The sequence below is a fragment of the Massilia eburnea genome (genome assembly GCF_050709955.1).
GTDB lineage: Bacteria > Pseudomonadota > Gammaproteobacteria > Burkholderiales > Burkholderiaceae_D > Rugamonas > Rugamonas eburnea_A.
Map to the genome: position 1 here is coordinate 112,931 of NZ_JBNZFX010000002.1, position 26,284 is coordinate 139,214.

At 64.8% G+C, this 26,284-nt stretch carries 24 protein-coding genes; 5 read left to right on the forward strand and 19 right to left on the reverse strand.

Translation table 11 applies throughout. From position 1 onward, the window contains the following. Window positions 1–96: 96 nt before the first annotated feature. Window positions 97–1,092, reverse strand: coding sequence for an MBL fold metallo-hydrolase (locus tag ACQ4MM_RS01945; protein WP_431475778.1), 996 nt, complete (start codon window positions 1,090–1,092; stop codon window positions 97–99). A 124-nt stretch (window positions 1,093–1,216) separates the two neighbouring features. Between ACQ4MM_RS01945 and ACQ4MM_RS01950 the strand changes: the two genes are divergently transcribed. After that, a complete protein-coding gene (locus ACQ4MM_RS01950; protein ID WP_431475779.1) occupies window positions 1,217–1,828 on the forward strand; it encodes a TetR/AcrR family transcriptional regulator in 612 nt (203 codons plus the stop codon). Here ACQ4MM_RS01950 and ACQ4MM_RS01955 read toward each other — a convergent pair. Both ACQ4MM_RS01955 and ACQ4MM_RS01960 read right to left on the reverse strand, forming a co-directional pair. After that, window positions 1,821–2,909: a WD40/YVTN/BNR-like repeat-containing protein gene (locus ACQ4MM_RS01955; RefSeq protein WP_431475780.1), complete on the reverse strand. Its 1,089-nt coding sequence runs from the start codon at window positions 2,907–2,909 to the stop codon at window positions 1,821–1,823. The two genes, ACQ4MM_RS01950 and ACQ4MM_RS01955, sit on opposite strands and share 8 nt — an antisense overlap. 1 nt (window position 2,910) lies before the next feature. Further along, entirely contained in the window at window positions 2,911–3,168 is a 258-nt protein-coding gene (locus tag ACQ4MM_RS01960) for a MoaD/ThiS family protein (RefSeq protein WP_431475781.1), read from the reverse strand. Between the two features lie 62 nt (window positions 3,169–3,230). Between ACQ4MM_RS01960 and ACQ4MM_RS01965 the strand changes: the two genes are divergently transcribed. After that, window positions 3,231–3,548, forward strand: coding sequence for a hypothetical protein (locus ACQ4MM_RS01965; protein ID WP_431475782.1), 318 nt, complete (start codon window positions 3,231–3,233; stop codon window positions 3,546–3,548). Here the strand turns inward: ACQ4MM_RS01965 and ACQ4MM_RS01970 are convergent. Genes ACQ4MM_RS01970 through ACQ4MM_RS02045 form a run of 16 tightly spaced genes read right to left on the reverse strand, consistent with a single transcriptional unit; the run spans window position 3,545 to window position 23,751 of the window. Further along, the gene (locus tag ACQ4MM_RS01970) at window positions 3,545–4,516 is read right to left on the reverse strand and encodes a polysaccharide deacetylase family protein (protein WP_431475783.1); all 972 of its coding nucleotides are present in this window, start codon (window positions 4,514–4,516) and stop codon (window positions 3,545–3,547) included. The two genes, ACQ4MM_RS01965 and ACQ4MM_RS01970, sit on opposite strands and share 4 nt — an antisense overlap. Further along, window positions 4,506–5,798: a putative O-glycosylation ligase, exosortase A system-associated gene (locus ACQ4MM_RS01975; RefSeq protein WP_431475784.1), complete on the reverse strand. Its 1,293-nt coding sequence runs from the start codon at window positions 5,796–5,798 to the stop codon at window positions 4,506–4,508. Before ACQ4MM_RS01975 ends, ACQ4MM_RS01970 begins: the two co-directional genes overlap by 11 nt. A 13-nt stretch (window positions 5,799–5,811) precedes the next feature. Then, window positions 5,812–7,182, reverse strand: a complete 1,371-nt coding sequence (locus ACQ4MM_RS01980; RefSeq protein WP_431475785.1) for a phenylacetate--CoA ligase family protein — start codon at window positions 7,180–7,182, stop codon at window positions 5,812–5,814. Then, the gene (locus ACQ4MM_RS01985) at window positions 7,179–8,324 is read right to left on the reverse strand and encodes a glycosyltransferase family 4 protein (protein ID WP_431475786.1); all 1,146 of its coding nucleotides are present in this window, start codon (window positions 8,322–8,324) and stop codon (window positions 7,179–7,181) included. Before ACQ4MM_RS01985 ends, ACQ4MM_RS01980 begins: the two co-directional genes overlap by 4 nt. Beyond that, on the reverse strand, window positions 8,321–9,535 hold the full coding sequence (locus tag ACQ4MM_RS01990; RefSeq protein ID WP_431475993.1) for a TIGR04063 family PEP-CTERM/XrtA system glycosyltransferase: 1,215 nt from the start codon (window positions 9,533–9,535) through the stop codon (window positions 8,321–8,323). The genes ACQ4MM_RS01985 and ACQ4MM_RS01990 overlap by 4 nt, the downstream gene beginning before the upstream one ends. A gap of 2 nt (window positions 9,536–9,537) precedes the next feature. Next, on the reverse strand, window positions 9,538–11,433 hold the full coding sequence (locus ACQ4MM_RS01995) for an XrtA/PEP-CTERM system amidotransferase (protein ID WP_431475787.1): 1,896 nt from the start codon (window positions 11,431–11,433) through the stop codon (window positions 9,538–9,540). Then, window positions 11,421–12,590 (reverse strand): TIGR03088 family PEP-CTERM/XrtA system glycosyltransferase, encoded by a 1,170-nt coding sequence (locus tag ACQ4MM_RS02000; protein WP_431475788.1) that lies wholly within the window; start codon window positions 12,588–12,590, stop codon window positions 11,421–11,423. Before ACQ4MM_RS02000 ends, ACQ4MM_RS01995 begins: the two co-directional genes overlap by 13 nt. Before the next feature lie 9 nt (window positions 12,591–12,599). Further along, entirely contained in the window at window positions 12,600–14,153 is a 1,554-nt protein-coding gene (gene xrtA, locus ACQ4MM_RS02005; RefSeq protein ID WP_431475789.1) for an exosortase A, read from the reverse strand. Further along, window positions 14,150–15,394, reverse strand: a complete 1,245-nt coding sequence (locus tag ACQ4MM_RS02010) for a TIGR03087 family PEP-CTERM/XrtA system glycosyltransferase (protein ID WP_431475790.1) — start codon at window positions 15,392–15,394, stop codon at window positions 14,150–14,152. Before ACQ4MM_RS02010 ends, xrtA begins: the two co-directional genes overlap by 4 nt. Window positions 15,395–15,397: 3 nt before the next feature. After that, entirely contained in the window at window positions 15,398–16,621 is a 1,224-nt protein-coding gene (locus tag ACQ4MM_RS02015) for a FemAB family XrtA/PEP-CTERM system-associated protein (RefSeq protein WP_431475791.1), read from the reverse strand. Next, window positions 16,618–17,463: an XrtA system polysaccharide deacetylase gene (locus tag ACQ4MM_RS02020; RefSeq protein ID WP_431475792.1), complete on the reverse strand. Its 846-nt coding sequence runs from the start codon at window positions 17,461–17,463 to the stop codon at window positions 16,618–16,620. The genes ACQ4MM_RS02015 and ACQ4MM_RS02020 overlap by 4 nt, the downstream gene beginning before the upstream one ends. A gap of 2 nt (window positions 17,464–17,465) precedes the next feature. Continuing rightward, window positions 17,466–18,596 (reverse strand): non-hydrolyzing UDP-N-acetylglucosamine 2-epimerase, encoded by a 1,131-nt coding sequence (wecB, locus tag ACQ4MM_RS02025; RefSeq protein WP_431475793.1) that lies wholly within the window; start codon window positions 18,594–18,596, stop codon window positions 17,466–17,468. Then, window positions 18,593–19,633 (reverse strand): XrtA/PEP-CTERM system-associated ATPase, encoded by a 1,041-nt coding sequence (locus ACQ4MM_RS02030; protein ID WP_431475794.1) that lies wholly within the window; start codon window positions 19,631–19,633, stop codon window positions 18,593–18,595. The genes wecB and ACQ4MM_RS02030 overlap by 4 nt, the downstream gene beginning before the upstream one ends. Window positions 19,634–19,648: 15 nt before the next feature. Then, window positions 19,649–21,205 (reverse strand): TIGR03016 family PEP-CTERM system-associated outer membrane protein, encoded by a 1,557-nt coding sequence (locus ACQ4MM_RS02035; protein ID WP_431475795.1) that lies wholly within the window; start codon window positions 21,203–21,205, stop codon window positions 19,649–19,651. After that, window positions 21,198–22,196, reverse strand: coding sequence for an XrtA-associated tyrosine autokinase (locus tag ACQ4MM_RS02040; RefSeq protein WP_431475796.1), 999 nt, complete (start codon window positions 22,194–22,196; stop codon window positions 21,198–21,200). Before ACQ4MM_RS02040 ends, ACQ4MM_RS02035 begins: the two co-directional genes overlap by 8 nt. 28 nt (window positions 22,197–22,224) lie before the next feature. Further along, on the reverse strand, window positions 22,225–23,751 hold the full coding sequence (locus tag ACQ4MM_RS02045) for an XrtA system polysaccharide chain length determinant (RefSeq protein ID WP_431475797.1): 1,527 nt from the start codon (window positions 23,749–23,751) through the stop codon (window positions 22,225–22,227). Window positions 23,752–23,941: 190 nt separating this feature from the next. On the opposite strand from ACQ4MM_RS02045, the gene ACQ4MM_RS02050 reads away from it, so the two are divergent. The 3 genes from ACQ4MM_RS02050 (at window position 23,942) to ACQ4MM_RS02060 (ending at window position 26,282) form a co-directional block, all read left to right on the forward strand. After that, entirely contained in the window at window positions 23,942–24,715 is a 774-nt protein-coding gene (locus tag ACQ4MM_RS02050; RefSeq protein ID WP_431475798.1) for a S1 family peptidase, read from the forward strand. A 70-nt stretch (window positions 24,716–24,785) separates the two neighbouring features. Continuing rightward, entirely contained in the window at window positions 24,786–25,409 is a 624-nt protein-coding gene (locus tag ACQ4MM_RS02055) for an XrtA/PEP-CTERM system exopolysaccharide export protein (protein WP_431475994.1), read from the forward strand. A gap of 219 nt (window positions 25,410–25,628) precedes the next feature. Next, window positions 25,629–26,282 carry a hypothetical protein gene (locus tag ACQ4MM_RS02060; protein ID WP_431475799.1) on the forward strand — a complete coding sequence of 218 codons (654 nt, stop codon included), beginning with the start codon at window positions 25,629–25,631 and terminating at the stop codon, window positions 26,280–26,282. Window positions 26,283–26,284: the final 2 nt, after the last annotated feature.

A 26,284-nucleotide genomic window follows, 5' to 3' on the forward strand; every position in this document is an offset into this window, starting at 1 on the left:
GAAGTAAATATTTCCCGACTGTATCACTAGCGACGGGCTGCGCCAAGGACGGCGGGCGCGGTAGCGACCACATTTTCAAGAATTGCTGATACGGTTTCATGGCATCCTCCACCAGGCGCTGGTGGCCTGCGGTTGGGCGATATTCAGGGCTTCGCCGATCATCGGCGTGGCCAGGGTTTGGCCGCGGGCGGCAGCCAGGGCGGTGATCTGTTCGAACGGATCGTCCCAGCTATGCATCGCCAGGTCGAAGGTGCCGTTGTGGATCGGCAGCATGACCTTGCCGCGCAGGTCAATGTGGGCCTGCATGGTGTCCTTCGGCTGCATGTGGATGTCCGGCCATTTTGGGTCGTAAGCGCCGGTTTCCATCAGGGTCAGGTCGAAGGGGCCGAAACGCTGGCCGATTTCCCTGAAGCCCTTGAAATAGCCGGTGTCGCCGCTGAAAAACACCTTCAGGTCGCTGCTCTCCAGCACCCACGAGGCCCATAAGGTCTTGTTGCTGTCCCATAGGGTGCGGCCGGAAAAGTGCTGGGCCGGCGTGGCGGTCAGCTTCAGGCTGCCTGCCGACACCGATTCCCACCAGCCGAGCTGGCGCACCTTGTCGATTGGAACACCCCAGGAAATCAAAGTGTCGCCCACACCCAACGGCGCCAGGAAGTGCTCGGTCTTGGCTTCCAGCTCGCGAATGGCAGCGTAATCGAGGTGATCGTAATGGTTGTGCGACAGGATCACGCCCTTGATCGGCGGCAGCTCGGCAATGCTGATCGGTGGCGCGTGAAAGCGTGCCGGACCGGCCCACTGCACCGGCGAAGCGCGTTTGGAAAATACCGGATCGGTCAGCCAGAACTCGCCATTGAGCTTCAACAGGACAGTCGAGTGCCCCAGGCGGAACAGGGTGTTATCAGGTGCAGCAATCAATTGCCCGCGAGTGAGCACTTGCATCGGCAGCGGCTGGACGGGAACGGTGTTGACCGGTTTGTTGAAGGTAAAGTCCCAGAAAATCTTCAGTGTCTTGAGGAAACCCGGCTGCTGGCGCGGCGCGTCGTTCTGGTAGGCGGGACGGGAATCGGCGGCGTTGTAAGCTAAGCAAGTCATGATGAAGAGCGCTCCAATCAACAGGTTTCGTTGCATATTCGGTGGGGGTACGACAAATGAGTTACACTACACAGTGTAGTTTCGGCTTTGGGAAAAGTAAACTACCCGGTGTAAAATATTTTTTATGAACCAACCCGACAAACTTACCGACCGCAAGCGCGCCGCCATCATCACGGCCGCCATCGCCGAATTCCGTGCCCGGGGCTTCGAGGCCACCAGCATGGACCGCATCGCGGCCGCGGCCAGCGTTTCAAAACGCACGGTGTACAACCATTTCGCCAGCAAGGACGAACTGTTCGAGCAGATCCTGCAGGAGTTGTGGAATTGCAGTGCCGCCCTGAACGCCATCGGCTACCAGCAAGGCAAGCCGATCAAGCCGCAGCTGATGGAACTGATGCGCCAGAAAATGGCCATGTTGCGCGACGCTTACTTCCTCGACCTGGTGCGCGTCGCCATTGCGGAAGCGATCCACGCACCGCAACGCGCCGGCGACATGATGACCAAACTGGGCAAGAAGGAAGAAGGTGTGGCCAGCTTCCTGCGCGCGGCACAGGAAGACAAGGTGCTGAAAGCGGGCGATCCGGCCTTCATGTCGCACATGCTGCAGGGGCAGTTGAAATCGTTTGCCCTATGGCCGCAGGTAGCGATGGGCAAAACGCCGCTGACGCCGCAGGAACAGGAGGCGGTCATCACCGCCACCGTCGAAATGTTCCTGTCCTACTACGGCATCAATTGAAGCATACCGCGTACACCGGCGGCAGCGTGGTGGAAATGGTTTGCCAGTGCTCGCCGCCGTTGGTGGATAGCCAGGCGCCGCCCGTGGTGGAGGCCATCAGCAAGGTTTTTCCATCGTCGGCCACCGCCAGCCCGTGGCGGTACACCAGGTCGTAGCAATGCTCCTGCGGCAGGCCGCCGCGCAAGGTGTTGAAACTGGCGCCGCCATCGGCGGTACGGTTGACGGCCAGCGCCGCCTCCACCGGCACTCGCTGCTGGTCGGCCACGGCCGGTGCGAACCAGGCTGTCTTGCCGTCGCGCGGATGGACCGCCACCGCGAAACCAAAGCTCGACAGCGGCGCCGTGATTTCTTCCCAGCTTTCCCCGTTATTGCTCGACTGCCAGATGCCGTTATGGTGCTGGCACCACAGCATGTCCGGCTCGGCCGCACAGCGTACGATGCGGTGCGGGTCCTGTACCGCGCCGGCATCCTGCATCTCGGGCGGCATGTAGCGCGCCGCCATGCCCTTGGTGCGCAGCTGCCAGCTTGCGCCGCCATCGCGCGTCAGCCAGGCGCCGCCGCATGACACGCCGACCAGCACCGAATTGCTGTCGCGCGGGTCGACGCAGATGCTGTGGATGCCCGGCACGTCATAGCCGCCGCCAAACCACTGCGCGCGTTCAGGCACGTTCCACAGCGATTCCACCAATTGCCAGCTGTCGCCACGATCGCTGGAACGGAACAGGCCACCCGGCAGGGTGCCGGCCCACAGCACCCCGGGCTGGTCCTGGCCGCCCGCTTCCAGCACCCAGATCTGCTTGAGGGTCCAGTCGATCTTGTCGCTGCTGTCCTGCGGCTTGGGCGGATAGGCCGGCACCGCGATTTCCGTCCACTCCGTGCCGCCGGCATCGCGCCGGTGCAATTTGGCGCCGAAGTGCCCCAGGTTCAGGCATGCATAAGTAGCGCCATCGCGCGCATCGTGCAGCACCATCGATAGCGGATCGCCGAAAAAGGATTTGTCCTCCTCCAGCTTCCATTCGCCATTGCGGTAAGCCAGTTCGAACAAGCCTTTGCGGCTTGCAATGAAAGCGCGGTCTGCCATGTCATCCTCCGGATAAGGCTTGCAACACGTAGATCCTGGAATCGCTGCGCAATGATTCGTCGAGTTCACTGCGCTTGCCGTCGATGAACACCACGACGTTGGCACGCAGGCGGCCTTGCTCGTCCAGGACGTAGGCCCCCAGGCGCGGATTTTCAGCAAAGGCCCGATCCAGCGCGGCGCGCACGGTGGCCGCCTGGGTCTCCAACGTCGGAACCGGCAGGAAGCGCGCCAACTGCTGGGTGAAGATGATCTGGGCCATGGGAAAGCTATTCTAGCGCGCTTTGGCCTACAATCATCCTGTGTGCATAACCGGAGCCACACATGGCTATCAGCCCGCAGGAACTCGAGCTGTTGATGCATGAAGTTGAGCAGGAAGACCCGATCGATTTTGCCGACCTGCCCTTCGATGAACAGGAACTACGCGCACTGGTTGCCAACCATCTGTGCGAAATGGCCGACGCCATGGAAAAGTTCAGCGAAGAAGACCGCCGCCTGACCTTGCTGGCGGTGTCGGCCAAACTGGTGCTGGAGAACCTGGTGCTGCACGTGCAGCTATTGCGGCGCCACGGCTTACCGCTGAGCGAACAGACTGCCGCCCTGCTGTCGCGCCTGCGCAAGGGCGACAGCGACGGCGCCTAAACCCGCTCCGCCGGCTGCAGCATATTGCGCGCCAGGCGCAGTCCGAACTTGCCGATGCCCTGGTCCCAGGGTGTGAAGCGCGGCAGCTGGTACCAGTCCGTTTCGCCCCGGCTGGCGCCCCAGGCAGTGGAGACTGCGGCATCGAAACCCATCTCGCGCACCATGGCGACATGCTCGGGCAGGTAGTCCTGGCCCGGCTTGCCGTTCGGGTAGGCAAACACGCGCACCGGCGCGTCGAGTACCGCTTCCAGCGCCGCCCTGCCCTGCGCGATTTCCTGGCGCGCTTCTGCTTCCGGCAAGCGCGCCAGGATCGGGTGATTGACCGTGTGGCCGCCGATACCCATGCCGGCCGCGTGCAGCTTGCGCAACTGCGTGCTGCTCATCATCAGGTCGCGCGGCAATTCGGCGCCGGACAAGCTGGCCACCTTGCCGACTTCTTCCAGCCGCTGCGCCATCGGCAAGTATTTCAGCTGCTTGATCAGGGCGCTGATCGTGTTGCGGCGCGCCTCCCAGTTTCCTATGGCATAGCGGCCGAGGCCGAGCGCAGTGGCATCGAACACATCGCCCGGCGCGCGGCGCACCGACTCGATCACGCTATCGTTCCACATGCGGCCGCCGTCGAGGAAGCCGGTCGCAATGAAAAAGCTCGCGTGCAAGCCATGCCGCTGCAGTACAGGCAACGCGACTTCCGCGTTGTCGGCATAGCCATCGTCGAAGGTAATGCAGGCGCTGCGCGGCGGCAGCCGCCCATCCGCCGCCAGCCGCACGGCTTCGAGCAGCGGCAACACGTTGAAGCGCGACTTGAGCCAGCCGAGCTGGCGCTCGAACTGCGCGCGGTGCACTTCACCCGGGAATAGCGGATCCGGCTCCGGCAATACGCGATGGTAGATCAGGATCGCCGGTGCACGGCCGCCGCCGCCCGACAGCAAGGATAGGGCGCCCCGTTCGAGCTGCTGCTTAAGCCACACCTTGCGCCTCCTCTTGCTGCACCACAGCCGGAGCGGCAGCGCGTTCCTTCAGCATTCGCTCAATCAGCAGGCGGGTCGCCATCATGATCACCATGATGTAGTAAGGCACGTCGAAGTAGGCCAGGCTGAGGAACGCCCCGCCCACCATGAAGCCGATCAGGCTTACCTGCAGCATGCGCACCAGGCGCGTCGCCCACGCCAGTTCGGGAATATCGTCGGTGTGTTTGATCACCCACGCCCCGTTGCGCCAGACCACCAGGTACATCAACAGGAACAGCGCCAGGCCGACATACCCATGTTCGCCAAGCACCTGGAAGTAGATGCTGTGCGCCGCGTGTATGTCGTCCGGCACAGGAGCATAGAGCTGGAATATGAACTTGTTGTAGATCTGGAAGCCGCCCCCGAACAAGGGGTGGTCGGCCGCCAGGTTGATGGCCATCTTCCAGGCGTTGATACGCCCCATCGCTGAACCGTCCTGTTCATAGGTGTTGATGGTGTCGATGCGAGCGTGCCACTGCTCCGGCATGAAAATCAGCGCCAGCGGCGCCAACACCAGCAACAGCGCGCCCAGCTTCATCTTTTCATGGCTCTTGAACCACAGGAAAGCCAGCATGGCGGCCAGCGCCAGCGCCGCGCCGCGCGAGTAGGAGCCCAGCGAGGCCAGCGCACACAGGCCCGCCGCCATCCACATCGCCCGCTTGCCCCACTTGTTGGCGATCAGCGGCACCAGGAACATCATCAGCGGCACCACCATGATCAGCGCCAGCGCGATTTCGTTGTTACCTTCGATGAAGGTGCCCATCGGGCCCCACACGCGGTAGGCGCCGCCGCTACGGATCGTGAACAGCCCGCCCTTCACGCCATAGAAGCCCAGCGAAATGACGATGGCCCAGACCATCATTTCGATGTCCTTGCGGGTACGCACCAGCATCGACACAACCACGGTCATGCCAATGATCTTGAGCACCTTGTTCAGTGCCGGCAAGGGGTCCTCGGGTCCGATGGCAAACAGCGTCGTCAGGCACATCCAGCCGGAAAAGGCCAGCAACAGCCAGGTCAGCCCGGTGTTCGGGAGCGAGACATCTTTTGGCTTGGCCATCATCGCCAGCACCGTGGTCCCGGCAATGATGGCGGCGAACGGCATGCTTTGCGCCCAACCCCAGCTCTGGGTGTGCGGGTTCATCACGCTGATCCAGACCCACAGCACGGCACCATAGAACGGTCGCTTGAATATGAACGGCAGCGAACCGAAAACGATCAGGGCAATGACTATGTCGCGCATGGCGCCTCCCAGCTTACTTCGTCAAGGCGTTCCATGGGGTCTCCAGCTTGGTCACGCAATAGCGGTACTTGCCGCTCTTTTCCGGCAGAATTTCCGGCACCAGTTCCACCTCGATCTTCACCTGCTTGCCCATGCGCGCATGGAAGCCGGCTTCGACGCACTGCCGTGCCTTGTCGTCGAACTGGCCGTCGTACACGATCTGCACGCGGGTCCAGTCCAGGGTTTCCTGGATCACCTTGAAGGCGCGCACTGCCGGCAGGTCGCGCATGATGTAGGCTAGCGCGGCGCTGTGGATCAGGGTGCCGTCCTGGTTGATCAGGAAGTCGGTGGTGCGGCCGTGGATTTCCTTCAGCACCGGCAGGGTGCGCCCGCAACTGCATGGCTCGGTGTCCAGTGCGCCGACGTCGCCGGTGCGGTAGCGGATGAAAGGGAAGTCGCCCGACTGCAAATGGGTCACCACGATCTCGCCCGACTCGCCGGGCGGCAGTTGCCGGCCTTCCGGGTCCAGCACTTCGATCACGATGTCCTCGCTCGTGATGTGCAGCTTGCCGGCCGGGCACTGGTGGGCGATGAAGCCGGAATCGCGGCCGCCGTAGCCATTCGCCACCGGGCAGCCGAACACGCGCTCGATCTGCTCGCGCTGCGACTGGTACAGGCATTCCGACGTGACGAAAGCGACGCGGATGCCCAGCTTGTCGAGGCGGATGCCCTTGTCTTCGGCATGCGAGGCGATGCGCGCCAGCACCGTCGGATAGCCGAACAGCATTTTCGGCTTGCGCTGGCGGATGCGTTCCACGTGGCCATCCAGCCCGGCTTCGGTGGTGGCGAAGGCCGACATCAATTCGGTGCGCATCAGGGTGTCGCGCACCATGCGCACACGGTCCTGCGCGCCCAACTCGATCGGCGAACCCCAGATCACGATTTCACGGTCGCCGATATCCACGTCCCACCAGCGCGTGGCGCGCCATTTGGCAGCCACGTCATGGCTCACGCGGTGGCGGCCGACAAAGAAGGTCAGCGGCGCACCGGTGGAGCCGCCGGTGTTGTAGCGCACCAGGTTATTGGCATCATCGGCTTTCAGCGTTTCGATATTCCCGCGAATCGCCGCCTTGTCCAGCAACGGCAGGCGCATCAGGTCGGGCACGCCCTTGAAGTCGCGCGCGGCATCGAAGCCGATGCGGGCAAAAGCGTCGCGGTAATACGGTACCTGCCGCTGTGCTCGCAGCAACAGGGCGCGCAGGCGTTCGATTTGCAGCTCCTGCAGCCTGGCCGCCGGCCAGTACTGGGTCTGCTCCATATGGCGGCGCACGGCCACGCTGCTGTGCTTCTTGAGTTTTTCATGCAGCGGGAACAGCACGCCGGAAACCAGGGCGGTATAGATCATGGGCGGCGCCCTCCTTTGCTTGCCAGGGCCTGGCGGTATACATCCAGCAGGCGCGGCTTGACGCTGGACCAGGCATATTGCGCCACGCTGGCGCGGCCGGCGCTGCGCAGCGCTTCCGCCAGCGCCGGGTGTTCGGCCAGGCGCAGCACGGCTTGCGCCATGGCGGCCGGATCGGCCGGCGGCACCAGCAGCGCGGTCTTGCCGTCTTCCACCACATACGGCACGCCGCCCACGTTGGTGCTGACCACCAGGGCGCCGCTGGCCAGCGCTTCCAGCACGGAATTGGGCATATTGTCGACCAGGCTGGGGTTCAGCATGATGTCGGCATTGCGGTACAGGGCCGGCATGTCGGCGGTGTCGACGCGGCCGGTGAAGTGCACGGCGTGCGCCACGCCCAGGCCCTGCGCCAGGTGTTCCAGCTCACCGCGCAGCGGGCCGGAACCTGCCACCGTGAGCTGCGCTTCGGGATGGGTTTGGCGGACGATCGCGAAAGCGCGCAGCGCGCTGGCATTGTCGTAAATGTCTTCCAGGTTGCGTGCCACCAGCAGGCGCAAGGCGCCGCGCGCCCGCGCTGCGGCATCGGCGGCAAAGCGCTCCAGGTTGACGATATTCGGCACGATCACGGAGTCGATGCCGTGCTGGCCGAAGACATGGGCCAAAAAGCCCGAGGGCACGGCCAATGCGGCGCAGCGCCGCAGGCTGGGGCGCATCCAGGCCGCCGACTGCTTGAGGAAATTGGCGGCCTCGCCGCCGCGGTAATTGACCACCACCGGGGTGCCGCGCAGGTGCGCGATCCAGATCGCCGGCGCCGCAAACAGATGCCAGGACCAGCCGGAATTGGCCATCACATGGAATACCTGCACGCGGCCGGCGGCGCGCCATAGGCCCGCCATATACGGCAGCATGCGGAACAGCGCGCGCACCCCGCGCAGCTGGCCGGCCCAGGCCGGGCGGTAAGGCGCGTTGGTCTGCACGAATTCAACGGCAATGCCGGCATCGCGCAGCAAGCCGGCAAGCTGCAAGGCCTGGTTGGCCATGCCGCCGGAAGGCGGCGGCAACGGCCCGACCAGCGCAATGCGCTGCACCTCCGGCGCGTCCAGCGCGCGCGGCGCAGTGGCGAATGCTTGCTGCGGCGCGTTCATGCCAGTGCCTTCTCCGTGATGCTGCCGTACACATTGCGGTAGCGCGCCACGCTGGCGGTCCAGTTGCGCTCTTCCTCCACGAAGCGGCGGCCCGATTGGCGGAACTCCGGCCATTTGTGCGGCGCGTCCAACAGCGCCAGCACCTGTTTCGACAGCGCGGCGGCATCGCCGGCGGCAAACAGCACGCCGGTGCGGCCGTCATCGATCAATTCCTTGTGGCCGCCCACGTCGGACGCCACCATCAGGCGGCCCTGGGCCATCGCCTCCAGCGGTTTCAAAGGCGTGACCAGGTCGGTCAGGCGCATCTTGTGGCGCGGGTAGCACAACACGTCCACCAGGTTGTAGTAGCGCTGCACTTCGCTATGCGGCACGCGGCCGGTGAAGGTCACCTTGTCCTCGATGCCGAGCGCCTTGGCCTGCGCGCGCAGCGCCGCGTCCTGCGGGCCGCCGCCCACCAGCAGCACGCGGATCTCGGGACGCTTAGCCAGCATGCCAGGCAAAGCGTTGAGCAGGATGTCCAGCCCCTCGTAAGCATAGAAGGAGCCGATGAAGCCCAGCACGGTCTTGCCTTCCAGGCCCAGTTGCTGCGCCAGCGCTTCGTCGCGCGCTCCGCCCACCGCGAAGTCGCCGATGTCGACCGCGTTCGGGATCACTTCGATCTTCTTGGCCGGGATGCCGCGCCCGATGATCTCGCTGCGCAATCCTTCGCAAATGGTGGTGGCGGCATCGACGCGCTGCAGCGCCCAGGTTTCCATGGCGCGCGTCAGGCGGTAGCGCAAGCCCCACTCCTTGCTGGTGCCGTGGTCGACCGCCGCGTCTTCCCAGAAGGCGCGGATTTCGTACACCACCGGGATGCCCAGCTTGCGCCCCACCCGCAGCGCGGCCACGGCGTTCAGCGCCGGCGAGTGCGCGTGCAGCACGTCCGGCTTCACTTCTTTCGCCACTTCCAGCAGGCGCGCGGCCAGCGCGTTGATCACTGCCACCTGGTTCAGCACCGGCAGCTTGGCCAGCGGCCCGCTGGCCGGCGCCGTGCGGTAGAACTCCAGCCCGTCGACCGTTTCGCGCGCCGCGCTGGAGGCGCCCTGTTTCGGGCTGGTGAGATGGAATGTCTGCCAGCCGCGCGCGCGCTGGGCCTGCAGGATGGAACGCGTGCGGAAGGTATAACCGCTATGCAGCGGAATCGAATGGTCCAGCACGTGCAGGATTCGGATACTCATGCCTGCATCTCTTTTTTCAGGAAGGCTTCAAACATCAGCAGGGTCCAGATCGGCGCGCTGTAGTCGCGCCGGCCCGACAGGTGCTGCTCCACCAGTTCGCGCAGGTAATCCTGGTTGAACATGCCGGTATCGGCCAGGGTCGGTCCCAGCAAGGCTTGCTGCACGCGTGCGCGCAGCGGGCCGCGGAACCAGGCCGCCAGCGGCACCGCAAAGCCCTGCTTGCGGCGGTACAGGATATCGTGCGGCAGGTACTTCTCCATCGCCTTCTTGAAGATGTACTTGCCTTCGCTGCCATTCAGCTTCATCTCCGGCGGCAGGCCGGAAATCCACTCGACCAGCTTGTGGTCCAGCAGCGGCACCCGCACTTCCAGCGCGTGCGCCATCGAGGCGCGGTCGACCTTGGTCAGGATATCGCCCGGCAGGTAGGTTTTCATGTCCAGGTACTGGATCATCGACAGCGGGTCGTCGGTCGGCGACCTGGCCGCATGGCCGCGCATCACGTCGATCGCGCTATAGCCCTGCAGGCCGGCGCGGAACTTGGCCGAGAACAGGCGCGCACGCATGGCGTCCGACATGATCGACACGCCGTGGAAATAGCCTTCCACCAGGTCGCGCGACAGCGCTTCGAAAGTGGTCTTGGCGCGGAATACACGCGGCGCCCAGTCGGCCTTCGGATACATGCGGCCCAGGGTGCCGAACACCGGCTTGCGCAGCGCTTCCGGAATACGCCCGCGCACGCTCTGCTCCGCCATCGCATAGCGGTAGCGGCGGTAGCCGGCCAGGTTCTCGTCGCCGCCATCGCCCGACAGCGCCACGGTGACGCGCTTGCGCGCCAGTTGGCATACGCGGTAGGTCGGGATCGCCGAGCTGTCGGCATACGGTTCGTCGTACAGGTGGGCCAGGGTGTCGAGCAGGCCGTAGTCGTCGGTATCGACGGTTTCCACGAAATGGTCGGTCTTGTACAGCTGCGCCACCTGCTGCGCGTATTCCGATTCGTCGAACGCCTTGTCCTTGAAGGCGATCGAGCAGGTATGCACGGCGCCTTCGTCGAGGCCGGCCATCATCGCCACAACGGCGGAGGAATCGACCCCGCCCGACAGGAAGGCGCCCAGCGGCACTTCCGCCACCAGGCGGATCTTGACCGCTTCGCGCAAGCGCTCCACCAGCTCGCCCTGGGCGTCGCTCTCGGTCATCTTCTCGTGCAGCTTGAACGGCACGTCCCAGAACTGCTCCGGCTTGGCCAGCGGCGCGCCAACCTTCTGGGTCAGGCGGAAACCGGGCGACAGCTTGAGCGCACCCCGGTAGATGGTCTTTGGCTCAGGCACATAGCCGTAGGCGAAATAGTCTTCCACCGCCTGCGGGTCGATATCGCGCGGCAGCGAAGGATGCATGCGCAGCGCTTTCAGTTCAGAACTGAAGGCGAACCAGCCGTCCGGCGTCATGGCGTAGTACAGCGGCTTGACGCCCAGGCGGTCGCGCGCCAGGAACATCACCTGCTGCTTGCGGTCCCACAGGCCGATGGCGAACATGCCGCGGAAGTGGTGCACGCAATCCTCGCCCCATTCTTCCCAGGCGTGCACGATCACTTCGGTGTCGCTCTTGGTCTTGAAGGTGTGGCCGAGCGCCTTCAGCTGTGCGGTCAGTTCGCGGTAGTTGTAGATCTCGCCGTTGTAGCACACCATCACGCTGCCGTCCTCGTTGCCGAGCGGCTGCTGGCCCATGGCGATGTCGATCACCGACAGGCGGCGGTGGCCGAAGCCCACGCCCGGTTCGATGTAGGTGTCGCCCTCGTCGGGCCCGCGATGGTGCTGGGTGTCGTTCATGCGGCGCAGCAGCGCCTCGTCCACCGCGCGCCCGCCGCGCGCATCCATGATCCCTGTTATTCCGCACATGATGGTACTGGCTTTCTTATCTTGAGCTTGCGTTCGCACAAGCTGTCGTACATATCCTGGTAGCCGGCCACCATGGCCGGCATGCTGTATTTGCGCAGCACCCGTTCCCGTCCTGCCTGGCCGTGGCGGCGCGCAAGCGCCGGCGCTTCCACATAGTGTTTCAGCGCGGCCGCCATGGCCGCAGCATTGGACGGCGGCACCAGCTGGCCGGTGACGCCGTTTTCGATCACTTCCGGAATCCCGCCCACGCGCGTGCCCACCACCGGCAGCCCGCTGGCCATCGCTTCCAGCGCCGAGCCGGGCGTGCCTTCGGCAATGGAGGACATCACGAAGACGTCGAGGCTGCGCAGGATGTCCGGCACGTCGTTGCGCGCACCGGGCAGCCATACCGCCTCGGCAATGCCGGCTGCCGCCGCCTTGTCGCGCAGTTTCTGCAGCAGCGGGCCGTCGCCGACCACCGCCAGGCGCAGGCGCTCGCGCTGCTGCGGCAGCGCTTCGCGCAGCAGCAGGAAGGCATCCATCAGGGTGGCGTGATCCTTCACGTCCTGCACCCGGCCCACGCTACCGATCACGATTTCGCCGTCGTTGAAGAAGGGACGCGCCTCGCTGTCGCCGCGCACGCGGAAGCGCTCGGCGTCGATGCCGTTGGCCAGCATGCGGCTCTTGGCGGGCGGCACGCCGATCACGTCGCGGTTCCACAGCTCCATCGCGGCAGAATTGGCATAGCATACGTCGTAGAACGGCAGCATCAGGCGGCGCAGGAAGTTGTGCTTGCGGTTGCTGCCGTCCGGGTCGGTGTGGTCGCGGCCATGGGCGCCGTTGACGCGCACCGGCACCCCGGCCAGCAGCGCCGTCGGCGCATATTCGATGGCCGAGAAGTTATAGGTGTGCAGCACGGCCGGCTGCAGCTCGCGCAGCAGGCGCCACAGCACGCCATGGGTGGCGGGCGACAAGCCGGGCTGCTTGCCCAGCGTATGCACGGTGACGTCGGGCTTGTTGATGCGCCTGACGAAATCCGGGTTGACGCGCGTCAGGCATACGATGGCGTGGCGATAGCGCTCGGCCGGCATGCGGTTGATGCGCTCGACCATGAGATTTTCCATGCCGCCAAAATCGAGCGCATACGTCAGGTGGACGATGAGAGGGATGTCGTTCATGGCAGCAAATCAGGGGCGGCGCGTGCCGGCCAGGGACTGGTCCAGCGGCTCGAGGTTGCGATCCAGGAAGGCCCGCATGGCAGCGCGCGCCACGGCCGGGTCTTCATCGTAAGGGGCGAATACCATCACGGCTGCGCCGTCGCCGTTGCCGGACAGGAGTTTGCCCTTGATCTGCAGCAGCTTGCCGACGTAGTTACTGCTGGTCATGCTGCCGTTGACCCAGTACCACTGCCACACCAGCAGGCGGCGGCCTTCAAAACCGAGCATGGCTTCGCGCACGGCCATGTGGCGGCCGCCGAAGTTTTCGTCGCGCAGGTCGGCACTGTTTTCGCGGAACGCAGCCTTCTGCTGGCCGAGGCGGTTGGTCGAGCTGACCAGCTTGGCGCTGCCCGGCGCATCGCGGTAGAACAGCACGGTCAGTCCGACCGGAGGCGCGCCGGCAAACGACTGGCGCAGCGTGCTGCTGGCCGGTGCATAGTCGGGCTGCCAAGTCGTGAATTCCGGTCCGGCCGGCGTCGGCGAAGCCAGTGCCAGCTTGACCGCCGGCACGGCGCCCGCCGCCTGGTCGGCGCGCGAGGCCAGCGCCGGCCAGAGCGCCAGCACCGCCAGCACCGCCACGGTGCCGCCGGCCAGCGGGCGCAATGGCAGCGGCAGCACGAGTTGGTCGTTGGCCGCGACAGCGGCGGGGCCCTGGCCGTCTTCGCGCCAGAAGCTGCCGACCCAGAACAGCAGCAGCATCACGACGCCGAAGAATACCCAGCCGTAGATCAGGTGGTCGACGCCGACAGCCAGGGTCATGCCGCTCAAGTGCCCCATCATCACGATCATATATGCGCGCACGCCGTTGGCTGCCACCGGCACCAGCATCGAGGCCAGGACAAAGGCGGCGCGGCGCCACACGGTGCGGTAGCTCAAATAGGCAAACAGGCAGCCGAGAGTGATCGAGGAAATCAGGTAGCGCAGGCCGCTGCAGGCATCCACCACCGACCAGTTGCCGCTCGGGATGGAGAAGTTATTGCCGTCGCGCAGGACCGGGATGCCGGTCAGGCGCAGCGCATCGACGGTGAAGTTAGCGGTCAGGTCGATCAGCGGCGGCACCAGGCTCTCGCCGACCGGTACCGCGAGCAGGATGAAGCCCAGCGGGAACAGCAGCGCGCCGGCAATGCGCTTGCCCAATACCGCCAGCACGGTCAGCGGCAGCATGGCCGCCAGCGCGTACTGGCGCACGATGCCCACCTCGGCCAGGTCGGCCAGCAGCCAGGCCGCGCCACAGGCGGCCAGCAGCAGCAAGGCCGGCCAGCATGGCTGCAACGGCAGCTGCTGCAAGGCCGCGCGCTGGCGCCACACCAGCCACAGGCTGATCGGCAGGATCAGGAAGCCGTGCGCGAAGGTTTCCGAGCGCTGCCATATGTCGGCCACGCTCAATGCCGTCTCATGGAACACCAGCAGCGGCAGCAGCATGACCAGGGCCACCAGCAGCGCATTACGGGCGCCTGCCAGGGGACCATGCGATGCGAGCGCGCCGGGTGCGGCGGCGGTTCCGCTGGAAGGTAAGGTATTCATGCCGGTGTCCAAAGGGCTGGGGCTGCGCCAGCGTCCTGCGCAGCCGGGGTTTCGATCATGCGGTCCAGCGGCGCCAGCCGGGCGTCCCAGCTATACGCTGCAATCACGCGCGCGCGTGCCGCCTGGCCAAGCGTTTCCAGCGCGGCCGGCGGGCCGGCCAGCGCCTCGCTAACGGCAACCAGCCACTGCTGCGCACCGTCGGCCAGCAGCAGCTCGCGGCCGATGCCGGCGTCGATGCCTTCCAGAGCCTGCGGCGTGACCAGCACGGCTTTGGCCATCGCCATCGCTTCCAGCACCTTGTTCTGGATGCCGCGCGCCACGCGCAGCGGCGCCACCGACAGCGCGGCATGCGCCACGTAGGGCCGCACATCGGGCACGGTGCCGGTCACCGTGATGCCCGGCTGCGCGGCCAGGGCCTGCACTTCCGCCGACGGGCGGGCGCCGACAATCACGAAGCGCAGCGCCGGGTCGCGCGCGCGCAGCGGCGGCAATACATCGGAGGCGAACCATTGCACGGCATCGACGTTGGGCCAGTAATCCATGGCGCCGCAGAACACCAGTGCCTTGTCGCCGGGCGCATAGGGACTGGCGCAGTCGGCCGGGGCGAAATAGGCGGTATCGACGCCGTTGCTGAACCAGCCGATGCGCGCCGCGCTTTCCGGTGCCAGCGTGCGGAACAACTCCGCTTCCGGCGCCGACACGAACAGCGAGGCATCGAAGCTGGCGGCAACCTGGCGTTCATAGCGCAGCAGGCGGCTGGCCTCGTAACCGAAGACCGCACTGGCCGGCCACGGCTTGCGCTCGGCGTACTGGCGCCATTTGTCGGAATCGACGTCGACGAAATCAATTACACGGCGGGCCTGCGGCCAGGCGTCAGCGTACTGCGCCATGGGCGAGGAAAACACCACGATGCGGTTGATGCCATGCTGCTGCACGGCCTGGTTCACCCAGCCTTGCAGGCCGGCGTCGCGGTAATAGTCGAAGGACAGCGAGCGGTTGCGCAGCACGGCGCCCAGGCTGCGCAAGCGCGCGGCGCGCGGCGACAGCGCCGCAAAATGCGCCGAGGCGCACACCGCCTGCACGGTCGGCACATGCTGCCAGTCGTCGGGATCGTCGACGAAGGTGGCCAGGTGCACGCGATAGCGTTGCGCCAGATGCTTGAGCAAATGCCAGGAGCGGATCTTGTCGCCCTTGTTCGGCGGGTAGGGCATGCGATGCACCAGCAGCAGCAGGTCTTCCACGATTTACCCCAGGTTCTTGACGATATAAGGACCGAGCGCATTGGCCAGCGGCAGCGGCATCGCCTTCCACAATTTGATGAAAAGCTGGTATTTCGGGTTCAACGGGTTCACGTCCGGCAGCGCGTCGGCCGCGAACAGCTGGTATTCGTAAGGCAGCGGCTGCGCCGTGAAGCCCCAGTTCTTCTTGAAGTCGAAGGCGCCGGTGCCTTTCTTGCTGCGGCCGAAGTCGAACATGCGGTAGCCTTTGGCGGCGGATGCCTGCATCAGGTTCCAGTACATGAAGTCGTTGCCGGCCACCTCGCGCGCGAGGTCCATGCCGCCGCCGTAGTAAGGCAGTACTTCGTCGCGGAAGAAGAAGCTCAGCACGCCGGCCACCAGCTTGCCGTCCTGCGTGATGACGCGCACCTCGCAGTCGTCCTTGAAGGTTTGCTTTAGCAGGGCAAAGTACTTCTTCGGGAACACCGGGGTGCCGAGGCGGTGCACGCTGTGCGCGTAAGCGGTGAACATGCGGTCGACGTTGTCGTCCACCTCGCCCTGCAGGTTCAGCTTGATGCCCTTGCGTACCATCGCGCGCTGCTTGCGCGGAATGGCGTTCAGGTTCTCTTCGTCGTCGCCGCTGATCGCCTTGCGGAAGGTGTAGTACAGGTCCTTGCCCTGCCATTTCGACTGGTCCGGGTGGGCCGGCGCGTAGTTGCGGTATTCCAGGTGGCCCACGCCAAGCGCGGCGGCCAGTTCTTCGGCGGCCTTGTCCAGCAGGGCGCGCGCGGTGTCGGTGGTGGCTGCCACGCCGCCGTACACGCAGAACGGCAGCGAGGCCAGGTAGTGGCCGAACATGCGGCTTTTCATGCGCGCCAGCGGCAGCACGCCGGTGATCACGCCGCCTTCTTCCACGTAGAAGAACCAGGTCGGGTGGCCGTAGCATTGCTCGATGATGGTTTGCCAGCCGCTGCGGTGGAAGAAGGTCGCGTCCGGGCAGGTTTCGACGAAGGCGTCCCAGCGCGCGCGTTCGTCGGCGCTGGTGCCGAGCAGCTGGATCAAAACCGGTACTTCCGGGTCAGACCCAAGGGCCTGATCCGCAACGCGACTGTCCCCGATCGGGTCTGACCCTTGGGTCTGACCCGGGCTTGCCGGTTTGCCGGCAGCCACCGCCAGCGCAGTCGCCGCTTCCGCTTCGGCCTTGGCCCTTGCAGCGCGGCGCTCGGCCGCCGCTTCGATAATCGAGGTCATTGCTGCCCCAGGAAAATGCGGTCCATGCGATCCCACGCGAAGTCGCGCGTCAAGGCCCTGATGCGCGACTCCATGCGATGCAGGTTGACGTAGTGGCGGAAGCGCGTCTTCATCCCCAGCCCCTCGGGGCGCGGCTGGCCGGGATCCAGTTCCCACGGGTGGCAATAGAAAATGGCAGGCTGGCCGTCTGCCTTGTTCACGCGGCGCATCATGCCGCGCGACAGCGCATACGGCAGCAGGCGGAAATAGCCGCCTCCGCCGGCCGGCAGGTTGCGCTGGCCGATGCGCACCGTGGTGATCGGCACTTCCAGCAAGCCTTGCTCGCCGTTCGGGTGGAAAGCAAAGCGCGGCGCATCCGGCATGCCGTAATGGTCGTGCGCGATCGGGTAGATCGATGAGCTGTAGCGGTAGCCCGCTTCCTGCAGCACATCGAGCGCCCACAGGTTGCCGGGGCCGATCGAGAAGCTGGGCGCGCGGTAGCCGATCACCTGCTGGCCGCCGATGTCTTCCAGGATCTTCTTGCTGCTGGCGATATCGTCCATGAACTGTTCGCGCGACTGGTCGGAAGCGCGCAGGTGGCCGTAGCCGTGGCTGGCCAGCTCATGGCCGCCGGCCACGATACGGCGCACCATCTCCGGATAGCGTTCGGCGATCCAGCCCAGCGTGAAGAAGGTGCCCTTGGCCTGGCCGTCATCCAGGATGCCGAGCACGCGGTCGATATTCGCCTCCACCCGGCACTCGCGCTGCGGCCAGCTTTCGCGGCTGATGTGCGGTGCGAACGCCGACACCTGAAAGTAGTCTTCCACGTCGATGGTCATCGCATTGCGAACGGCCGCGCCCATGTTCAGCCCCGCGCCTTCAGCCAGTCCAGCACGATGGCGGCAATGCGCTCGGCGGCGCGGCCATCCCAGAAGTGCGGGATGCGGCCGGCCTTGCCGGCGCCGGCCAGTTGCGCCTCGTAGGCGGCCAGGATGTGCGCCGGGTCGTTGCCGGCGATGGTATTGGTGCCTTCGTCGACGGTGATCGGGCGCTCGGTGTTGTTGCGCAGCGTGATGCACGGCGTGCCCAGCGCAGTGGTCTCTTCCTGGATGCCGCCGGAATCGGTCAGCACCACGCGCGCATCCTTCATCAGGCCCAGCATCTCCAGGTAGCCCATAGGCGGCAGCAGCAGCACTTCCGGACGGTCCAGCAGGTGGCTCAGGCCGAACTTCTCGATGGTGGAGCGGGTACGCGGGTGCACCGGGAAGATCACCGGCGTGCGTTCGGCAATCTTTGCCGCGGTTTCCAGCAAGCCTTGCAGCACGGCCTTGTCGTCCACGTTCGACGGGCGGTGCAGGGTCAGCACGGCGTATTCGCCCTTGCCGGCCTTGAAGTCGGGGCGCCCGGCATCGGCCGCGATCTGCGGCGCCGGAATGGCGCGCGCCAGGTTGGCACGCAGGGTATCGATCATCACGTTGCCGACGAAGTGCACGCGTTCCGCGCCGATGCCTTCCTTGGCCAGGTTGTCGGCGCCGCTCTCCTCGGTGGTAAACAGCAGGTCGGACAGCTGGTCGGTCAGCACGCGGTTGATTTCTTCCGGCATGGCGCGGTCGAAGCTGCGCAGGCCCGCTTCCACGTGGATCACCGGCACGCCCTTCTTGGCCGCCACCAGGGCGCAGGCGATGGTGGAGTTGACGTCGCCCACCACCAGCACGGCGGCCGGCTGCACTTCATCCACGGCCGGCTCGAAGCGCTTCATCACGTCGGCGGTCTGCTGGGCATGGCTGCCGGAGCCGACTTCCAGGTTGATGTCCGGGCTGGGAATGCCCAGCGCGTCGAAGTACTGCTGGTTCATGGCCACGTCGTAGTGCTGGCCGGTGTGCACCAGCAGCGCCTCGACCTGCGGCTTCAGTTGGGCGAAGGCGGCCATGATGGGCGCCATCTTCATGAAATTCGGCCGCGCGCCGACGACGCACAGGATACGGAAAGCACTCATTCGTTACTGTCCTGATGGATGTTGTAGGAGGATGGCGAACGTACGATCTTCTTCAGGATCGACAGCACCGAGGTCAGCGACTTTTCAACGCGCATCATGCGTTCGTCCAGCACCGCCGGGTATGGGCTGCCGAACAGCATGCCGGCTTCCATGTCGGCCTGGGCCGCGCCGTTGCCGGCCGGCACAGCGGTGCCATCGATCGCCGCAGCGGCCGGCGGCGGCTGGAACTCCTGCTGGATGTCGCGGATCACCGTGTCGACGTCGGCATCGGTGAACTCCTGCATCTCTTCCAGGAAGCCCATCAGCAGCAAGCGGTCCATCAGGTGGTTGGTCTTGCGCGGGATGCCGCCGGTGTAGTGGAACACGGCGGCGTAGGCGGCCGGCGTCAGGTGCGGGTTACCGCTCCAGCCGACAGTGCGCATGCGGTGTTCGATATAGGCATTGCTTTCGCTGCTGTCCATCGGGCCCAGGTGATAGGTCGCGATCACGCGCTGGCGCAACTGCGACATGCCGGGGCTGTGCAGGGTGGCGCGGAATTCCGGCTGGCCCAGCAGGAAAGTCTGCAGCAGCGATTTTTCGTCGGTCTGGAAATTGGACAGCATGCGCAATTCTTCCACCACTTTCGGCGTCAGGTTCTGCGCTTCGTCAACCACCAGCAGCGCGCGCTTGCCATCCTGCTCGCACAGGCGCAGGAAGACCTCGAGGCGGCCCAGCAAAGTGGTCTTGCTGGCCGTGTCCTCGCAGGGCAGGCCGAACCCGCCCACCACACCGCGCAGCACATCATTGGAATCGAGGTGGGTGTTGACCAGGTGACAGGTGACGATCTTGTCCGACGCGATCTGGTTGAACAGGTTGCGCACCAGGGTGGTCTTGCCGGCCCCGACTTCGCCGGTGATGACGATGAATCCCTCGCCCTGCGACAGGCCGTACTCCAGGTAAGCCATGGCCCGTTTGTGGCCCTTGCTGCCGAAGAAGAAATGCGGGTCGGGCCGCAGGCGGAAGGGCTTGTCGCTTAGCCCGTAATAGCTCTCATACATGGCGAACCTTACTGCTTAAAATTTTGTTGACAGTGTCGCGGACACGGCATTTTCCGTGTATTTCTGCCCGCCCACGCCGGAGGAACCCCGCACCCGGCGCAATTCGACCGAGCCCGTGGTACGCGAGCTGTAATTGCGCGACAGGTTGAGGCGCAAGTCGCGGTGGTTGCTGGTGCGCGCATCGCTCAGCGATTTGACGTTCATGGCGTTGCCGATCAGGGTCGCCACGGTTTGCGCGCCCGGCCGGTAGCTGATGCTGGCCATGGCGCCGAGCTGCTCGGTATTGTCGTTCAGCGACAGCAGCGAGCTGCCCAGCAAGGCGCTGTCGACTTGCTGGCTGGACAGCATTTCACGCCGGGTCTTGAACACGCTGAACAGGCTGGTGGTGCGCGCCAGTTGCCAGGCCACCGACGCGTTCAACTGCTTCTGCAGCGAATAGCGGTTGCTCAGGAAGTTGACGCTGGTGGCCAGCGACGGCGGCAGGCCGGCCGACTGGATATACGCCTGCACCGCGGCAGCGCGCACCAGCGGGTCGGGAATCTGGGCCCGGAACAGGTTGTCCAGCATGGTGGCCGTACTGATGGCCTGCGGCAGCAGGAACTGGCTGCGCGTGCTGCTCACCGAATCGCTATAGACGATATTCCAGACCGTGCCGCGGCTGCGGTGCTGCAGCGCCAGGCTGTAGCTGGGGCCATAGAAGCGGTGCCCGGCCGACGCCTGCAGCGAAGTGCGCGCCGATGGGGTCCACGTCACGTTGGCGCCGTAGGCCGCGCCCGACTGTGCGCCGCCCAGCCCGCTGTAATCGTAATCGTCGTAGCCGCCGAACATGCCGATATTGAGCTGCTGCGTAGCGGCATAGCGCAAGTTCAGGTTGGCCGCCTTGGAACTGGTGCTCTGGCCGCGGGTGCCGCCGCCGGTCACCGGCAACTCTTCCTCGATCACCGAGCGCATCGCGCTGGCATCCCAGCCAAAGCGGCGGAAAGTGGGGCCGCTGCTCAGGCGGGCACTGATGGTATTGCCATCGCTGTTGCGCATGCCGACGTTATCGGTGCTGACCGTGTCATGGCTGTAGCGCAGTTCGCCATTGGCAAAAGCGCCAAAGCGGTGCACCAGGTAAGGACTGACGCGGTAGCTGCGCACTTCATTGCGGTTGGTGCGCACATAGTCATTATTCGACTGCTGCGGGCCGAAGGCCGAGGTGGCTTGCTGGTGGATGCCGGCCTGGGCATCCATGTACAGCAAGTCTTCCACCAGGCGCGCCTTGAGCCTGCTGTTCAAGTCCTGGCTGTGGCGCTGGGCGCCACTGCGGCGCCCGCCGGAATATTCATAGAGGTTCAGCGCATAATCCAGGCTGAAATCGAAGCGTTGCGATCGGTTCAGCAACTGGAAGCCGGGCGTCAGCTGCAGCACCATGCCGCTCTGCGCGCGGTCATCCTGCGCCAGGGCGACGTTGTCGGAGTAGGTGACGCGGGCGGCGGCGAGCGGCGTGAAATCCCACGCCGCATGGGCCGGGAAGGCCGCCGCCAAGCCCGCTGCCAAGGGCAGCAGGGCCAGGCGGCTGCGCTTAGCCATAGTGATAGTCATAGGTTTCGGTACCCGGGAATTCACGCGACTTGTTGTAGATCAGGTTGACGTTGCTCAAGCCTTCCAGCTGGCGCAGCGACTCCTTGACCGCGTGCTGGGTAGTGCGTTCCGATTCCACCACCATCACGATCTGGCCCATATTCGAGGCCAGCACATGCGATTCGGACGTCAGCAGCAGCGGCGGCGAATCGAAGATCACGATACGGTCCGGGTAGCGGTTCGCGATCTCGTTCACCAGGTTTTTCATCATGTGCGAGGCCAGCAGCTCGGTCGCGCGCGGCGAACTGGTGCCGGCCGGCAGGATCGACAGGGTATTGACATTGGTGCGCAGCATGACGTCGGCCATGTCGACACTGTCGTCCAGCAGGATGTCCATCAGGCCGCGCTGGGCCGGCAAGCCCAGGGTGCGCAGCACCGACGGGCGTGCCACGTCGGCGTCGACCAGCAGCACGGTGTGGTCCAGCTCCATGGCAATGCTCATCGCCAGGTTGATGGCGCAGAAGGTCTTGCCTTCGCCGGGCAGCGAGCTGGTGATCATGATCAGGTTGCCCGGGTTGTCGCCCTGCTTGCGGGCGGCAAAGGCGCGCTTGATCAGCGGGCGCTTGATGATGCGGAAGTCTTCCACCAGCGCGGTGCGGCCGCCGGCGGCCGTGACCAGGCCGGACTCGTGCATGCGCATCAGGTCCAGTTCCACGGTATGGGTGGTGCGGCGGCTGGCGTCGCCATGCGGCTGCAAGGTGGCCAGGGTCGGCACCACCGGGGTGGCGGCAGGCGCGGCCGGGGCGGCGTGCGCCGGGGCCGGGGCCGGGGCCGGCACCGGTGCGGCAGGGGCAGCAGCTGGAGCAGCAGCGGCCGGGGCCGCGTGGACTGCTTCAGCTACCGGAGCCGCGGCCGGTGCTGCAGGGATCGTGGCCTCGGCGCTGGCGTCGGCAGGACGCGGTTGCCCGAGGCGGTTGGCGGCTTTTTCGATAATGCTCACTTGATGGACTCCCTGGGTGTTGCGCAGCTCAACCGGCGCGCAGCAAGGTAATGGTCATGACACCGCCGAAGGCGGTCAGCAGCGAGGCCACGGCCAGGCCGAAGGCATACAGTCGGCGCCGGCGCGAAGAGCGCTGTTGCTCGGTCCAGTTCATGCCAATGGTGCCAAGAATCGGCACGCCGGTCACTTCGCGCAGGCTGTGCTGGCTGAGGAAGGTAGGACGGACCTGGCTCATCAGGAACGCACTGCCCAGGCCGGACAGCAGGGCTGCCACGAATACGATCGAGTAGAAACGGGGGCGGTTGGGGCCGACCGGGGTTTGCGGCACGATCGGCGGATCGATCACGCGGAAGCTCATCATGTCGGTCGCCGAGCTGAGGTCGCCGGACAGTTTGGCCGCTTCGCGGCGCTGCACCAGCTTTTCATAGTTTTCCTTATTGATCGAATAGTCGCGGTTGAGCTGGGCCAGTTGCGCCTCCACTTCCGGCGCCGCCGTGCTCTGCGAGCGCATGCGCTCCATGCGCGACGAGTATTCGCCGACGCGCGCCTTGAGCGCGGCCACGCGCGCTTCCTCGGCCGACAGCGCCACGTTCATCTGCTGCAGCATCGGGCTGTAGCCCGCGCCCGGGTCGCCGCTCTTGGCCGCCTTCTTGGCCTCGTCCTTCTTTTTCTGCTGCAGGTTGGCGATCAGGCGCTTGGCGGAAATGATGTCGGGGTGTTCTTCGGTGTACTGCATGCGCAGGCTGTCGAGCTGCTTTTCCAGCGTCGAGATGCGGCCGTCGATTTCCGGATTGGCAATATTGGCGGCATCGGCGGCCGGCGCCATGTCTTCGCCGGCGATCTGGCGCTTGATGGCATTGCGGGCCTGTTCGGCTTCCAGCAATTCCAGGCGCGCCTGGTTGAGCTTTTCGGACAGGTCGCCCAGGTTGCTCGAATAATCGGTGCCCTGGCGCGGCAACAGGCCCATGTGGCGGATCTTGAATTCCTTCAGCGAATTCTCGCCGGCCGCCAGGCGCTCTTCATACATCTTGATCTGGTCGTCGATGAACTGCACGGCCTTTTCCGAGTCCTGTTTCTTGCCGCCGAAGGAGCCTTCGACAAAGATGGTCAGCAGCGACTGCACCACGTCCTTGCCCAGCTTCGGGTTCTCGTTCTTGTAGGAGATGGTGTAGATGTCGTCGCGCTCGGTGCCGCTGACCTTGATCGCGGTCATCAGCTCGTCGACCTGCCTTTCGTGTTCCTTGCTGTCCTTGGCCTTGATGTCCAGGTCCACCATGCGCAGCACGCGCTCGACATTGGGGCGGCTGATCAGGGTGCGGCGCATGAACATCACTTGCTGTTCGACGTTGGGGGTGGTGGTCATGCCCGACATCAGCGGCTTCAGGATACTTTGGGTATCGACGTAGACCCGGGCCGAGGCCTGGTAATCGTTGGGCAGGCGGAACACCACGGCCCAACCGATCACTGCCACCAGCCAGGCAATTGCCACTGCATACCAGCGGTATTTCCCGATTGCCTTAAGAAAGGTCAACAGCAATGCCAAAATTTCTGCCATCTCGATCACTCATCCCTGGTTAGGCAGGCAAACTGTCGCAAATGCCCACATCTAATATTGCCTAAATAACATCTAATCTCTATCATACAGCAGAACGCACTGCCTGTTACTATTAATTTATGTCTGTTGCGCACTGCTGACGAAAAGAATTTAACATTTCCCTAAGGCAATTCACCACTTTGGAGACGGCATGCTCAAGCTGATTTCACTATTCCTGGCCGCCTGCCTGTGCTGCGCCAGCGCACTGGCCGGGGCGGCGCCGCTGCCGCACACGATTGCCGCGGTCAAGCCCAGCGTGGTCGGGATCGGCACCTTCAACCGCACCCGCAGTCCCGCCATCGTATTCCATGCCACTGGTTTTGTGGTGGGCGATGGCCTGTCGGTCATCACCAATGCCCACGCGGTGACGGCACTCGATTCGGAGAAGCTGGAAACCCTGGGCGTAGTGACCGGCAAGGGCGACCAGCTGCAATTTCGCGAAGTGAGCGTGGTGACCATCGACCGCGCGCACGACCTGGTGCACCTGCGGCTGAAGGGCGCGCCGCTGCCGGCGCTGACCCTGGGCGGCAGCGAGATGCTGGAGGAAGGCAGCGAACTGGTGTTTACCGGCTACCCGCTGGGCATCATGCTGGGCCTGAACCCGGTCACCCACCGCGCCCTGCTGGCGGCGCAAACGCCCGCCATCCTGCCGACCCCGAATTCGCGCGGCCTCAATCCGCGCGCCGTGCTGCAGCTGCAGCGTGGCGCGCCGTTCACGATTTACCAGCTCGACGGTACGGCCTACCCCAGCAATAGCGGCAGCCCCGTGTATGATCCGGAAACCGGCGCCGTGGTGGCCGTCATCAATATGACCCTGGTCAAGGGCACCAAGGAAAGCGCGATTACCGCTCCCAGCGGCATCAGCTACGCCATTCCGGTGCGCCACGTGCATGAACTGCTGCAACAGGGCGGGACACAAAAATAGCAAGGTAAATTGGCAAGACTCGTGGTATAACAGGCAATGCTAAAATGCAAATAAGGAGAATAATGTGAATATGCAAACCAAGCTGGCCCGCGTGCTCGCCGCGAGCGCCGTGGTCCTCGGCGCCCTGGGCCTGGGCGGCTGCGCCACGCCCCACAGCGGGGCCCCGGCAGACGCCGGCGTCGTGCCGCAAACCGATTACCTGATCGGCCCCGGCGACAACCTGAGCATCATCGTCTGGCGCAACCCGGAAGTGTCGCAAGTGGTACCGGTGCGTCCCGACGGCAAGATCACCACCCCGCTGGTGGAAGACTTGCCGGCCAGCGGCAAGACCTCGACCGAACTGGCGCGCGATATCGAGAAAGCGCTGGCCAAGTTCATCCAGCAGCCGGTGGTGACCGTCATCGTTACCGGCTTTGTCGGCACCTATGGCGAGCAGATCCGCGTGATCGGCCAGGCCGCCAAGCCGCAATCGCTGCCATACCGCCGCGATATGTCGATCCTGGACGTGATGATTGCCGTGGGCGGCGTCACGGAGTTTGCCGCCGGCAATAAAGCCAGCATCATCCGCCTGGTCGACGGCAAGCAGCAGCAATTCACCGTGCGCTTGAACGACTTGATCAAGGATGGCGACATTTCCGCCAATGTACCGATGCGCCCGGGCGATATTCTGGTAATTCCGGAGAGCTTCTTCTAGACTGGAAGTACCAATTCGATAGTTTCCTGTAGGTGTCGAAAATTCTTACAGTTCAAGATAAGATAGTCGGTTGGGGGGCCTGGGAGCCCCCCTTGATCTAGCTAAGCACCTGATTTTCCAGCTATTCCATAGGTGAAACTCGTATCTGGAACGGTACTTGCTTCTTCACTAAGTATCACGGGTGGCAGAGCTACCCTTCTCACTCGCAAGGACGACGACGTGGCCATTGAACAACAGCCAGGCAAGCAACTGAGCGCGAAGGGCGCTGCGCGCCGCCGCTTCACACGCGCCGGTGCCGCCGCATCCGGCGTGCTACTGACCCTGCACAGCCAACCTGGCATGGCAGCGGTCGTCTGCGCCGGCCCGTCGGGTTTCCAGTCCGGCCTGGTCAGCGCGCGCCCCAACGATCCCGGCGCCTGCGCCGGCAAATCGCCAGGCGCATGGAAGAATACCGATCCGGCGCCGGACAGCAGCAGCACCGGCAAGGGCGGCAAAGGCGGCGGCAAGGGCGGCGGCAAGAATCCGACCCCATCGCCGCTGCCGGACAAGGTATGGCCGGCAGGCGCCTTGCCGACCGATAAGTTCCGCAGCATGTTCACCTGCAACCTGGAGATGAACAGCACCTATGGCGCGGACATCTGTACCCTCGACTACATCCTGGGTAACGACGCGACCTTCGACCAATATAAACTGGGTGCGCACCTGGTGGCGGCTTACCTGAACGTGCTGGCCGGCCTGTCCGGCTTCCAGACCGTGCCGATGCTGCAGAACATCTGGAAAGAGCTGCGCGATACCGGCCACTTCAGCCCGACTGCCGGCGTGCAGTGGGATGCCCAGCAAGTAGTCGACTACCTGTCGGGTACGATGGGTTGAGG

Excerpts from the sequence above, each read along its gene's own strand:
- ACQ4MM_RS02050 (WP_431475798.1), top strand. The coding sequence starts at position 23,942 with ATGCTCAAGCTGATTTCACTATTCCTGGCCGCCTGCCTGTGCTGCGCC.
- xrtA (WP_431475789.1), bottom strand. The coding sequence starts at position 14,153 with ATGAATACCTTACCTTCCAGCGGAACCGCCGCCGCACCCGGCGCGCTC.
- ACQ4MM_RS01960 (WP_431475781.1), bottom strand. The coding sequence starts at position 3,168 with ATGGCCCAGATCATCTTCACCCAGCAGTTGGCGCGCTTCCTGCCGGTT.
- ACQ4MM_RS02030 (WP_431475794.1), bottom strand. The coding sequence starts at position 19,633 with ATGTATGAGAGCTATTACGGGCTAAGCGACAAGCCCTTCCGCCTGCGG.
- ACQ4MM_RS01955 (WP_431475780.1), bottom strand. The coding sequence starts at position 2,909 with ATGGCAGACCGCGCTTTCATTGCAAGCCGCAAAGGCTTGTTCGAACTG.
- ACQ4MM_RS01975 (WP_431475784.1), bottom strand. The coding sequence starts at position 5,798 with ATGCGCGACATAGTCATTGCCCTGATCGTTTTCGGTTCGCTGCCGTTC.
- ACQ4MM_RS02015 (WP_431475791.1), bottom strand. The coding sequence starts at position 16,621 with ATGACCTCGATTATCGAAGCGGCGGCCGAGCGCCGCGCTGCAAGGGCC.
- ACQ4MM_RS01985 (WP_431475786.1), bottom strand. The coding sequence starts at position 8,324 with ATGAACGCGCCGCAGCAAGCATTCGCCACTGCGCCGCGCGCGCTGGAC.
- ACQ4MM_RS01995 (WP_431475787.1), bottom strand. The coding sequence starts at position 11,433 with ATGTGCGGAATAACAGGGATCATGGATGCGCGCGGCGGGCGCGCGGTG.
- ACQ4MM_RS02055 (WP_431475994.1), top strand. The coding sequence starts at position 24,786 with ATGCAAACCAAGCTGGCCCGCGTGCTCGCCGCGAGCGCCGTGGTCCTC.
- ACQ4MM_RS02000 (WP_431475788.1), bottom strand. The coding sequence starts at position 12,590 with ATGAACGACATCCCTCTCATCGTCCACCTGACGTATGCGCTCGATTTT.
- ACQ4MM_RS01945 (WP_431475778.1), bottom strand. The coding sequence starts at position 1,092 with ATGACTTGCTTAGCTTACAACGCCGCCGATTCCCGTCCCGCCTACCAG.
- ACQ4MM_RS01950 (WP_431475779.1), top strand. The coding sequence starts at position 1,217 with ATGAACCAACCCGACAAACTTACCGACCGCAAGCGCGCCGCCATCATC.
- wecB (WP_431475793.1), bottom strand. The coding sequence starts at position 18,596 with ATGAGTGCTTTCCGTATCCTGTGCGTCGTCGGCGCGCGGCCGAATTTC.
- ACQ4MM_RS02035 (WP_431475795.1), bottom strand. The coding sequence starts at position 21,205 with ATGGCTAAGCGCAGCCGCCTGGCCCTGCTGCCCTTGGCAGCGGGCTTG.
- ACQ4MM_RS01965 (WP_431475782.1), top strand. The coding sequence starts at position 3,231 with ATGGCTATCAGCCCGCAGGAACTCGAGCTGTTGATGCATGAAGTTGAG.
- ACQ4MM_RS02045 (WP_431475797.1), bottom strand. The coding sequence starts at position 23,751 with ATGGCAGAAATTTTGGCATTGCTGTTGACCTTTCTTAAGGCAATCGGG.
- ACQ4MM_RS02020 (WP_431475792.1), bottom strand. The coding sequence starts at position 17,463 with ATGGGCGCGGCCGTTCGCAATGCGATGACCATCGACGTGGAAGACTAC.
- ACQ4MM_RS01980 (WP_431475785.1), bottom strand. The coding sequence starts at position 7,182 with ATGATCTATACCGCCCTGGTTTCCGGCGTGCTGTTCCCGCTGCATGAA.